Below are 11,399 nucleotides of genomic sequence, written 5' to 3'. Positions count from 1 at the left end.
TGTGTCCAGACGGTAGGATAGCAGCGGCATCCTTTTTATTGTTCCTTTAGCAAGAAAAAGATATAGCGGATAGCGGGAAACAGCTTCTAATTTTAATTATTATCGTTTATATTTGCAGTTATTACACAACAAATAATTTAATTTCAATATTATATATAAAATGAAACACACAAAAGTTAAAGACTTATTAAACAGTACGACGACGCTTCAGGAGGTTAATGCAAAAGGATGGGTGAGAACTTTTAGAAATAATCAGTTCATCGCTCTTAACGACGGTTCTACCATTAATAATATACAATGTGTTGTTGATTTTGAAAATACGCCTGACGAAACTTTAAAAAGAATTACTACCGGAGCTGCTATTTCTGTAATTGGTACTTTGATTGAAAGTAAAGGTGCAGGTCAGAAATATGAAATTCAGGTGAACAAACTGGAGATCTTAGGAGATTCTGATGCAGAAAAATTCCCAATACAGCCAAAAAACAAACCTAGTTTGGATTTCTTGCGCGAAAATGCACATTTACGTGTTCGTACGAATATGTTTGGTGCCATTATGCGTGTGCGTTCGGTATTATCGTTTGCGGTTCACAACTATTTTCAGCAAAAAGGTTTTGTGTATGTAAATACGCCAATCATTACAGGCTCTGACGCTGAAGGTGCCGGAGAAATGTTTAAAGTTACGGCTTTACCATTTGACAACACGCCAAGAACTGAAGACGGAAAAGTAAATTATAAAGAAGATTTCTTCGAAAAAGAAACCAACTTAACGGTTTCAGGACAATTAGAAGGAGAAACGTATGCAATGGCTTTGGGTCAGATTTATACTTTTGGACCAACTTTTAGAGCTGAAAACTCTAATACTTCTCGTCACCTTGCAGAATTCTGGATGATCGAACCGGAAGTTGCTTTCAACGACCTTGATGACAACATGGATTTAGCTGAAGATTTTATTCAGTACGTTATAAAATATGCTTTAGACAATTGTCAGGATGATTTAAAATTCTTAGAAGGAAGACTTTTAGACGAAGAAAAATCAAAACCTCAGGCAGAAAGAAGCGAAATGGCTTTATTAGAGAAATTGAACTTCGTTTTGGAGAACAACTTCAAACGTGTTTCTTACACGGAAGCAATTGACATTTTGAGAGATTCTACTCCAAACAAAAAGAAAAAATTTCAATATATCATCAACGAATGGGGAGCTGATTTACAATCAGAACACGAGCGTTATTTGGTGGAGAAACACTTTAAATGTCCGGTAATCTTGTTTGATTACCCGGCAAACATTAAAGCGTTTTACATGCGTTTGAACGACAACACAGAGCCGGGAAGAGAAACGGTTCGTGCAATGGACATTCTTTTCCCAGGAATTGGAGAAATCGTTGGTGGTTCTGAAAGAGAAGAGCGTTACGATGTTCTAATCGAAAAAATGAAAGCTTTAGAAATCGACGAAGAAGAATTATCATGGTATTTAGATACCAGAAGATTTGGTTCTGCAACTCACGCAGGTTTCGGTTTAGGATTTGAGCGTTTGGTATTGTTTGTAACCGGAATGACAAACATTAGAGACGTAATTCCTTTCCCGAGAACTCCTGGAAATGCAGAGTTTTAGAAAAAAGTTCCTAAGGTGCTAAGGTTCTAAGTTTTTAAAAGATAGTAAAATTTGTTTCAGGTTTCAAGTTTCAGGTTGTTGAACGTTCAGCAACCTGAAACTTGAAACTTGAAACTTTTAACAAAAATAAATGCTAAAGCAATTTTTAAATTTAAAATTATCCCAAAAATTATCTCCACAGCAAATTCAGCTGATGAAGTTAATTCAATTGCCTACGCAAGCTTTTGAACAACGTTTATTAGAAGAAATGAACGAAAATCCGGCTCTTGAAGCTGGAAAAGAAGATGAATATGAAGCGGATGAATTCGCTAATGAAGAATACGATGATTATGATGACGCAGAAGGCGACAGAATTGAAGCAGACGACATTAACATTGACGAATATCTAAGCGACGACGATACTCCCGATTATAAAACTCAGGTGAATAATTATAGTGAAGACGAAGAAAGAGAAACTCCTTTTGCTTCTCCAATTAGTTTTCATCAGGATTTGATCAATCAGCTGAATACTTTTATTTTGAATGATGAAGAACGCGAAATCGCCGAATTCCTTGTTGGAAGTATTGATGATATGGGTTATATCCGCAGAAGTGTTCCGGATATTGTAGACGATATGGCGTTTACTCAGGGCATCTATACGGATGAGAAAATGGTCGAGAAAATGCTTCAGGTAATTCACGAACTGGAACCGTCAGGCGTTGGTGCGCGTGATTTGCAGGAATGTTTATTATTGCAATTAAAACACAAAACCCCAACCGAATATGTTGATTTAGCAATTGATATTATCGAAAATCAGTTTGATGCTTTTACCAAAAAACATTACGATAAGTTACTGCAGAAATATGCCGTTTCGAACGAGCAGCTTAAAAAAGCCATTCACGAAATCGAAAGATTAAACCCTAAACCGGGCGGATCTTATACCGGAAACAATAAAGTAACGGAGAATGTCGTTCCTGATTTCGCGATCAGAATTGTTGACGGTGAACTTGAACTGACTTTAAACGGAAGAAATGCTCCTTCCCTGCACGTTTCTAAGGATTATCAGGAAATGATGCAGACGTATAAAGATTCCCGTGATAAATCGTCGGCTCAAAAAGATGCGGTTCAGTTTATCAAACAAAAACTGGATTCGGCTAAATGGTTTATCGATGCAATCAGACAACGTCAGGAAACGCTGTTTGTTACCATGAATGCCATTATGCATTATCAGGAAGAATATTTCCTGGATGGCGACGAGACCAAACTAAAACCAATGATCTTAAAAGACATTGCAGATATGGTTGGTTTGGATATTTCGACAATTTCGCGTGTTGCCAACAGTAAATATGTTGAAACGCCATACGGAACGAAACTAATCAAGGAATTCTTCTCTGAAGCGATGAAAAACGATCAGGGTGAAGATGTTTCGACTTTAGAAATCAAAAAGATTCTTAAAAATACGATTGAAGAAGAAGACAAAAAGAAGCCTTTACCAGACGATCAATTGGCCGAAATTCTAAAAGAAAAAGGATATCCCATTGCGAGAAGAACTATCGCCAAATACCGCGAACAACTGGATATTCCGGTAGCGAGAATGAGAAAGAAGATATAAATTTTTTTTCACCATTAAGAGATTAAGAAAAATTAAACTTACTTTGAGTTTATAATACATAGCAAACCCGACAGGTAAAAAAACCTGTCGGGTTTATTTTTACTCGGCTAATGATATTATTGTATTATTGGCTATTCCGTAGGAATATTTCATCGGTAGAAAAAAAATATTACGATTTTCCAATTGTGTCCTGTAAGCACACTTGTTTCATACAATTAACCACAAATATCCATTTGATTATTCAAACGTTCCTACGGTAACGTAGATTCACAAATCAATTTAAAATAGCTACCGACCAAACATTCCTACGGAATGAATGAAATCCTTTAAAACAAAAAACCCAACAAATTCAAAATCTGTTGGGTTTTCTTTTATATTAGAATCTTTAAACTATTTGTACTGTTCCGGCGTTATTGTAATCTCAAATAAATAATCTGCCTTTTTATCATCATAATTATAAATCAAAGTAAAATTATTATCGCGAAAAGCTTTAAGTCCGGGGTTTGCTTTAACTGTACTAAGCAGGCTTTCTTCAACATTTTGTTTTATTACCTCAATTTCAGCAGTAGCTTTTTCAACATTCAACAGGGTCAAATTATACTGCACCACTTTATCTTTTGGCAACGTAACATTATCTAAACGTATTCCTTCCTGAATTACTAAAGGACAATTATTGTTGTACTTTTCCACTAATTCGATCATTTCCTTGTCCGCAACGGGTTCTTTAAAAGAATAATATAGAATTAAAGCCAATGAAAATGCCACAATTGCACTTACTATTAAAACCGTTGATTTTTTGTTCTTAGTGGGTTGCTGCATTTTTTAGTTTTTTTGTTTTAAAAAAGAAGTTTCTATTTATCCTGAATCTTTTTCATTGCATTGTAATAAGCTGCACGGCTTAACGGCTCGTATTCCTCAGTTTCCCCAAGCATTACCAACTTATCATTATCTGTCTTTCTGAAACTATAATTCGCCAGATTTCCTGTTCTGGTACACACGGCATGAACTTTAGTTACATATTCTGCCGTTGCCATAAGTGCCGGCATTGGTCCGAAAGGATTTCCTTTAAAATCCATATCAAGTCCTGCCACTATCACACGAATTCCCTGATTGGCAAGATCATTACAAACTGTAACAATCTCATCATCAAAAAACTGCGCTTCATCTATACCAATAACATCGCAGCCCTGCGCTAAAATAGCAATGTTAGCCGCAGCCGGAACCGGAGTGGAGCGAATTTCGTTAGCATCGTGAGATACTACCATTTCATCGTGATAACGGGTATCAATAGCGGGTTTAAAAATTTCGACTCTTTGTTTGGCAAATTGAGCACGTTTTAATCTGCGGATTAACTCCTCGGTTTTACCCGAAAACATTGATCCACAAATAACTTCAATCCAACCAAATTGTTCTTTGTGATTTACTGTATTTTCGAGAAACATTTTGTATTTTTCTACCTTTAAAAATGAATAGTTTTTATTACTTTGTACTGGTAATAAATCGACGTGAAAAACTGCTGTTTTTTCACTTTTTCAAAAGTAGAAAATTTTTATCAAATCGAAGATTCGCAAACGCTTATTAACAGAAATAAAAAAATATCTTTCAGATTTCTACCGGGAATAAAGACATTCAAATACAAAATATACTAAAATACCCTATTCACTATAATTTCAACAGTTATGAAAAAAAAATTGGAAGCCGATTTAATCAGCATTGCACATCGAATTTTAAAGCTTAAAAATAAATCCGATATCAATCAGTTGTATCTTGAAACGCAGAAATTATATGAGAAACTAGCGATTTTAAAGTTTGTAGACGAGAATTTCGATACTTTGAAACCAACAATTGGCCACAGCGAAATTACTTCTGAAATTGAATCTATTTTTGATAAAGATTTTGATAAAGAAGAAATAATTGCCGAAGAAGTTAAAATTGAAGAGCCTGTAGCAGTTGCAGAAACTCCAGTTGAAACAATTGCTGAACCGGAAACTGTTGAAGAAATTAAAACAGAAGAAATCCCTGCTGAAGAAGCTACAGAAGAAGTTGCCGAAGAAATCAGTACTGAAGAAGTAGTTGCAGAAATACCGGAAGAAGTAATTCCGGAACCTATCATCGAAACTATCCCGGAACCTGTTGCTGAAACTATTGAAGAACCAATTGCTGAAAAAACAGAGGAACCAATTGCCGGGACTAACGAAAAAACAAATATTGCCGAAGAACTTTCGTTTACAACAATAAGTGATTTAAAACCTATTCCGGATTTTGTACCTCTTTTTCAATTAGAAGAGGAAGAAGTGAAAGAGAAAGAAGAGCCAATAGTCGAAATTCCTGCAAAAAACTCTCCTATTACGATCTCATTTGAGGATTTTGGAGTTAATTATGCCGATGCCCAGTTTGTAAAAGTAGACAGTTATGAAAATGTCACTCCTACTCCAACTCCGGTAATCAGTGAATTGAAAGAGAAAAAAGAAACAATCGAAACTGTTGTTATAGAAAAACCAGCTGAAACAAAAGCAGCTACTTTAAACGAAAAACTGGCCAAAGGTTTTCATGTGGATCTCAATGACAGAATAGCTTTTACCAAAAACCTTTTCGGAAACAGTTCTGAAGATTACAGCCGTGTTTTAAATCAATTATTAACTTTTGATTCTTATGGCGAAGCCCAGGAATTTATAGAAAACATGGTAAAACCGGATTATAACAACTGGGAAGGAAAAGACGATTACGCAGAACGCTTTCTGGGAATTGTAGAGAAAAAATTCTCGTAGTTCTTTTTCACTTTTTACATTTCACTAATAAACAATTATGTCTAAATTATATATCGTTCCAACGCCAATTGGCAATCTTGAAGACATGACTTTTCGCGCCATTCGGATTCTGAAAGAAGTCGATTTGATCCTGGCCGAAGATACCAGAACGAGCGGAAAACTGTTGAAGCATTTTGAGATTGGCACGCACATGCACAGCCATCACATGCACAACGAGCATAAAACAACCGAGAATTTAATCGCACGCTTGAAAGCCGGTGAAACGATTGCCCTGATTTCAGATGCAGGGACTCCGGCCATTTCAGATCCCGGTTTTTTATTGACACGCGCTTGTGTCGAAAATAAAATCGAAGTCGAATGTTTACCCGGCGCAACTGCTTTTGTTCCGGCTTTAGTCAACAGCGGATTACCAAATGACAAATTTATTTTTGAAGGTTTCCTTCCTGATAAAAAAGGACGCCAGACGCGTTTTTTGGCTTTAGCCGAAGAAACCAGAACGATGATTTTATATGTGTCTCCGCATAAACTCGTAAAAACATTAGCTGAATTTATTCAGTATTTTGGAGAAGACAGACAAGTTTGCGTTTCACGAGAATTATCAAAACTACATGAAGAAAATGTTCGTGGAACTGCCAGAGAAGTTTTAACCCATTTTGAAAAAACAGCACCACGCGGCGAAATTGTCGTAGTAGTTGCCGGAAAAACAATAATAAAAGAACCTAAGAAAAGTAAATTTTCTAAGGATGATGAAAAAGAAGAAGAAGAAGAAGATTAAAAAATATTTATGCCACAGATTAAAATGATTCTCACAGATTAATAAAAAGTTTCGCCACGACCCGAGCGATAGGAACAGGCAAAGCAATTTCACTAATTATCACGAATTCAATTAGTGCAAATTCGTGAAATTCGTTCCAAAAAAAATCTTTCTAATCATTTTAATCTGTGGCAAAAAAACTTAAATTATACTCATGAACATACAAGCCTTTTTAGCAAAACTAAAAAAAACTCCAACCGAAATAACATTCCCTGAAACTATTGCTGTAATCGAAGAAAATTACACATTTACTCCAACAGCTTTCCAAAACGGAACACAGCATAATGCAGCCGGAGAAAATTCAGGTTCCTGCAAATTATTTTCTTTCGCAAAATTGCAGAACTTAAGTAAAGACGAAACTTTAGCCTGTTTTGGTGCCTTTTATTTCGAAGAAGTTTTAAAAGATCCAAGCGGAACGAATCACCAAAACATTAGAAATTTCATCAATTTAGGATGGGACGGAATTCAGTTTGAAGGGAATGCACTAGAGCTGAAGTAAAAAATAAAATTCTGCCACAGATTAAAAGATTAACACAGATTAAAAAATCCATTTAAATCTTTTAATCTGTGGCAAAAAAAATAAATATCAGATTAAACGATTTTTGATTTCTCCAATCTAAAATCTAAGATCTAAGATCTAAAATCTACAATAAAAAATGCGTTGGACCTTAAAACCAAAACCTTCTCAAGACAAAGTCAAACATTTGGCGCAAGCCTTAAATGTAGAAGATTTTGTAGCAACACTTTTGATTCAGCGTGGCATTGAGAGTTTCGAAGATGCCAAAAACTTCTTTCGTCCTTCATTACAACATTTACATGATCCTTTCCTGATGAAAGACATGGACAAAGCGGTTGCCCGCATAGAACTGGCCATCGAAAATCAGGAAAACATTCTGGTTTTTGGTGATTATGATGTTGACGGAACAACGGCTGTTTCTTTAGTCTCAGCGTATTTAAAAACGCATTATCCTAATATTGCCACTTATATTCCGGATCGTTATGCTGAGGGTTACGGAATTTCTTTTAAAGGAATTGACTTTGCTGATGACAACGGTTTTTCGCTAATTATTGCTTTGGACTGTGGCATAAAATCTATTGACCATATCGCTTACGCCAAAGAAAAAAACATCGATTTTATTATTTGTGATCACCACAGGCCCGGAGAATTTCTTCCGGATGCAGTCGCTATTTTAGATCCAAAAAGAGAAGATTGTTTTTATCCTTATGACGAATTGTGCGGTTGCGGCGTTGGTTTTAAACTCATTCAGGCTTTAGGAACAAATCGAGGAGAGACTATTGAAGACTTAGTCCCTTATCTGGATTTAGTTGCCACAGCAATTGCTGCAGATATTGTACCTATAACTGGGGAAAACAGAGTTTTGGCTTATTTCGGAATGCAGGTTATCAACTCAGATCCGAGACCCGGAATTAAAGCTTTGGTACATCAGGTAAAAAAGAAAACATTAGATATTACTGATGTCGTTTTTATTGTTTCACCAAGAATAAATGCTGCCGGAAGAATCAAACACGGAAATCATGCCGTTGAATTACTGACGGAATTCAACTTTGAACAAGCACAGCAATTTGCCTCAGAGATTGAACAATACAACTCAGACCGAAAAGATCTGGACAAACAAATTACGAAAGAAGCTTTTCAGCAAATCTTATCAAACAATGAGCAAGACCGATACTCAACTGTTGTTTTTCAGGAAGACTGGCACAAAGGCGTAATAGGGATTGTAGCTTCAAGACTTATAGAAACGTATTATCGTCCGACTTTGGTTTTTACCAAAAGCGGTGACAAATACGCAGCATCTGCAAGATCTGTAAAAGGTTTCGATGTTTATAATGCACTTGATGCCTGTTCTGAGCATTTAGAGCAATTTGGAGGACATATGTATGCAGCAGGAATGACTTTGAAAGCAGAAAACTATAAAACCTTTAAAGACGCTTTCGAAAAACAAGTCGAGGAAACTATTTTACCCGAAATGCGAACTCCCGAAATTGAAGTCGATGCCGAAATTAATTTCAGTGATATCACTCCAAAACTCATCCGGATCTTAAAACAATTTGAACCTTTTGGACCGCTGAATATGACGCCTGTTTTTATGACGAAAGATGCCAAAGACACAGGCTACGCTAAAACTTTAGGGGCAGACGAAGAACATTTGAGACTTTTTGTAAAGCAAAATACCTCAGAAGGAATTGCTGCGATAGGCTTTGGTCTTGGCAAAAAAATAGACCTCGTAAAAAATCAAAAACCTTTTCAGCTAGCGTATTCATTAGCTGAAAACGAGTGGAACGGAACTGTATCTACTCAACTTATGCTTAAAGATATCAGAACAGATGAAAACTAAAACAAACAAGCAAGATCCTTATCAGGCGTTACGTTACAGAGAATTTAATGTATTTCTAATATTGCGTTTTGCCATGGTTTTTGCCTGGTCAATGCAATTTATTGTTATTGAATGGGAAGTTTACAGCTTAACCAAAAATCCGCTTTCGTTAGGGCTTATTGGTTTAATGGAAGTAATTCCGGCTGTTTCTATGGCATTATTCGCCGGACACATGGTGGATCAGCGGGAGAAAAAAGGATTGCTGGTAAAATGTATCCTCGGATTTTCGGTAATCAGTTTTGGATTGTTTTTACTAACCTGGCCAAAAATAGTTGGCGGCTGGTCTACTGATGCTATTTTATATTCTATTTATTTTTTAGTTTTTCTTGGCGGACTGGTGCGTGCTTTTCTTGGCCCGACTATATTCTCGCTTTTATCTTTAATCGTACCTAAAAAAGTATATCCGAATGCAGCAACCTGGAGCAGTTCAGTCTGGCAAATCGGGGCGGTTTTAGGACCGGCTATTGCAGGATTTTCTATTAACTTTATTGGTGTTCACTGGTCAATGTGTTCTGTTTTTGCCTGTTCACTTTTTGCTTTAATTGCCTTATCCCAAATTAGTAAAAAACCGATATTGAATCCTAAGATTGGCGAACCGGTAATGGAAAGTCTTAAAGAGGGAATAAAATTCGTTTTCAATAACAAAACTATTTTAGGCGTTCTTTCTCTTGATATGGTCGCTGTTCTTTTTGGCGGAGCTGTTGCTTTATTGCCCGTTTTTGCCCAGGATATTCTAAAAGTAGGGCCGGAAGGTTTTGGGGTGCTGAGAGCCGCACCGGCCGTTGGTGCCTTTATTACCATGCTGGTATCTGCTTATGTTCCATTATATAAAAAGGCAGGAATGAAACTTCTGGGTGCCATTTTTGTTTTTGGCCTGTCCATAATCTTATTTGGAGTTTCGACAATTTTCTGGGTGTCTGTTGTAGCACTGTTTTTAAGCGGTCTTGCTGACGGAATCTCTGTTGTTATCCGACAAACAATTTTACAACTTAAAACTCCCGATCATATGCGTGGTCGTGTGGCGGCTGTAAACTCTATGTTCGTAGGATCATCAAACGAATTGGGTGCTTTTGAAAGCGGTTTAACAGCAAAATTAATGACACCTGTTATTTCTGTTGTATTTGGCGGAAGTATGACACTTTTGACGGTTTTAGGTTTCGGTTTAAAATCACCTACGTTTAGAAATCTAGACTTACGAAAAGACATGGAAGATCACCAAAACATGGAGTAAATGAAACAATTATTAATAGCTTTCTTTTTTATAATATCCATTTTTGCACATGGGCAAAATCTGTACATTAAAACATACGGAAACAAAAAAGACAAAACAGTAATTTTTATTCATGGAGGCCCAAGTGGAAATGCGACTTTGTTTGAAGGTACAACAGCGCAAAAATTGGCCGACTTAGGCTTTTATGTTATTGCTTATGACCGCAGAGGTGAAGGAAGATCTGCAGATCCTAATGCAGCATTTACTTATAATGAAGCTTTTCAGTATCTAAATGCTATTTATAAAAAATACCATCTAAAAAAAGCAACGCTTCTTGCTCATAGTTTTGGCGGATTAGTAGCTACACTTTACACCGAAAAATATCCGCAGAAAGTTAGCGCGCTTGTATTGGCCGGAGCTTTGTTTTCTCAGCAAGAAACTTACGATCACATTTTAAATTCTCTAAAGAAAAAATACAGCGGTGATTCTGATCAACTGAACACAATAAGTTCGATAGAAAAACTCGATAAAAATTCATCTGAATATCGAAAAGCTTGTTTTAGTCTGGCGGGTGACAATGGTTTTTTTAAGATGCCGAACCCAACTGAAGAATCTAAAAAATTATATGACGATTATGCAGCAAGCGAATTTTTCAAAACGAATATCAGAAATAAAATTGCTCCCGTTCTTTTCTATCAAAACGAAAAGAAAAACAATATAGACACGAGATCATCTTTGAAGAAGATAAAAACAGATGGCGTTTCTATTTATGTCATTTATGGTAAAGAAGATGGGATATTTTCAACAGAACAAATCAGCTCTATCCGAAATATAGCAGGTAAAAATCATTTTGCTTTACTGCATAATTGTTCCCATTATTTATTTGTTGATCAACAGAATGATTTTCTATCTCATTTAAAAAAATGGCTTAAATAGCACTCTTAAACCTTATAAGTGATATAAGAAATTTAAGACTGGCTTTTTTAAAGGAACTTACATTACTTATATGGT

General features: G+C 36.1%; 10 protein-coding genes. 8 read left to right on the top strand and 2 right to left on the bottom strand.

Going from position 1 to position 11,399, the window contains the following annotated elements; translation table 11 throughout:
• Positions 1-160: 160 nt before the first annotated feature.
• Together asnS and rpoN are read left to right on the top strand one after the other, a co-directional pair.
• On the top strand, positions 161-1,609 hold the full coding sequence (asnS, locus tag B0A67_RS22800; RefSeq protein WP_072965240.1) for an asparagine--tRNA ligase: 1,449 nt from the start codon (positions 161-163) through the stop codon (positions 1,607-1,609).
• 130 nt (positions 1,610-1,739) lie between these two features.
• Positions 1,740-3,200, top strand: a complete 1,461-nt coding sequence (gene rpoN / locus B0A67_RS22795) for an RNA polymerase factor sigma-54 (RefSeq protein ID WP_072965239.1) — start codon at positions 1,740-1,742, stop codon at positions 3,198-3,200.
• Positions 3,201-3,590: 390 nt separating this feature from the next.
• On the opposite strand, the gene B0A67_RS22790 is transcribed toward rpoN, so the two are convergent.
• Both B0A67_RS22790 and B0A67_RS22785 read right to left on the bottom strand, forming a co-directional pair.
• Positions 3,591-4,019 carry a hypothetical protein gene (locus tag B0A67_RS22790; protein ID WP_072965238.1) on the bottom strand — a complete coding sequence of 143 codons (429 nt, stop codon included), beginning with the start codon at positions 4,017-4,019 and terminating at the stop codon, positions 3,591-3,593.
• A 32-nt stretch (positions 4,020-4,051) separates the two neighbouring features.
• Positions 4,052-4,642 (bottom strand): thymidine kinase, encoded by a 591-nt coding sequence (locus B0A67_RS22785; protein WP_072965237.1) that lies wholly within the window; start codon positions 4,640-4,642, stop codon positions 4,052-4,054.
• Positions 4,643-4,879: 237 nt separating this feature from the next.
• Here B0A67_RS22785 and B0A67_RS22780 point away from each other — a divergent pair, with 237 nt between their 5' ends.
• The 6 genes from B0A67_RS22780 to B0A67_RS22755 all read left to right on the top strand — a co-directional run bounded on the left by B0A67_RS22780 (position 4,880) and on the right by B0A67_RS22755 (position 11,324).
• A complete protein-coding gene (locus B0A67_RS22780) occupies positions 4,880-5,968 on the top strand; it encodes a hypothetical protein (RefSeq protein ID WP_072965236.1) in 1,089 nt (362 codons plus the stop codon).
• Positions 5,969-6,005: 37 nt separating this feature from the next.
• Entirely contained in the window at positions 6,006-6,743 is a 738-nt protein-coding gene (gene rsmI, locus B0A67_RS22775) for a 16S rRNA (cytidine(1402)-2'-O)-methyltransferase (RefSeq protein WP_072965235.1), read from the top strand.
• Positions 6,744-6,936: 193 nt separating this feature from the next.
• Complete coding sequence (locus tag B0A67_RS22770; RefSeq protein WP_072965234.1) at positions 6,937-7,281, top strand: HopJ type III effector protein; 345 nt, start codon at positions 6,937-6,939, stop codon at positions 7,279-7,281.
• Between the two features lie 157 nt (positions 7,282-7,438).
• Positions 7,439-9,139 (top strand): single-stranded-DNA-specific exonuclease RecJ, encoded by a 1,701-nt coding sequence (gene recJ / locus B0A67_RS22765; protein WP_072965233.1) that lies wholly within the window; start codon positions 7,439-7,441, stop codon positions 9,137-9,139.
• The gene (locus B0A67_RS22760) at positions 9,129-10,409 is read left to right on the top strand and encodes an MFS transporter (RefSeq protein WP_072965232.1); all 1,281 of its coding nucleotides are present in this window, start codon (positions 9,129-9,131) and stop codon (positions 10,407-10,409) included. Before recJ ends, B0A67_RS22760 begins: the two co-directional genes overlap by 11 nt.
• Complete coding sequence (locus B0A67_RS22755) at positions 10,410-11,324, top strand: alpha/beta hydrolase (protein WP_072965231.1); 915 nt, start codon at positions 10,410-10,412, stop codon at positions 11,322-11,324.
• Positions 11,325-11,399 lie beyond the last annotated feature (75 nt).

Origin of the sequence: Flavobacterium aquidurense (assembly GCF_002217195.1) — a bacterium.
GTDB lineage: Bacteria > Bacteroidota > Bacteroidia > Flavobacteriales > Flavobacteriaceae > Flavobacterium > Flavobacterium frigidimaris.
This window is presented reverse-complemented; position numbering and strand designations above follow the sequence as displayed.

Coding starts and splice junctions, on each gene's coding strand:
- B0A67_RS22770 (WP_072965234.1), top strand. CDS start 6,937: ATGAACATACAAGCCTTTTTAGCAAAACTAAAAAAAACTCCAACCGAA.
- rpoN (WP_072965239.1), top strand. CDS start 1,740: ATGCTAAAGCAATTTTTAAATTTAAAATTATCCCAAAAATTATCTCCA.
- B0A67_RS22760 (WP_072965232.1), top strand. CDS start 9,129: ATGAAAACTAAAACAAACAAGCAAGATCCTTATCAGGCGTTACGTTAC.
- B0A67_RS22780 (WP_072965236.1), top strand. CDS start 4,880: ATGAAAAAAAAATTGGAAGCCGATTTAATCAGCATTGCACATCGAATT.
- B0A67_RS22790 (WP_072965238.1), bottom strand. CDS start 4,019: ATGCAGCAACCCACTAAGAACAAAAAATCAACGGTTTTAATAGTAAGT.
- rsmI (WP_072965235.1), top strand. CDS start 6,006: ATGTCTAAATTATATATCGTTCCAACGCCAATTGGCAATCTTGAAGAC.
- asnS (WP_072965240.1), top strand. CDS start 161: ATGAAACACACAAAAGTTAAAGACTTATTAAACAGTACGACGACGCTT.
- B0A67_RS22785 (WP_072965237.1), bottom strand. CDS start 4,642: ATGTTTCTCGAAAATACAGTAAATCACAAAGAACAATTTGGTTGGATT.
- B0A67_RS22755 (WP_072965231.1), top strand. CDS start 10,410: ATGAAACAATTATTAATAGCTTTCTTTTTTATAATATCCATTTTTGCA.
- recJ (WP_072965233.1), top strand. CDS start 7,439: ATGCGTTGGACCTTAAAACCAAAACCTTCTCAAGACAAAGTCAAACAT.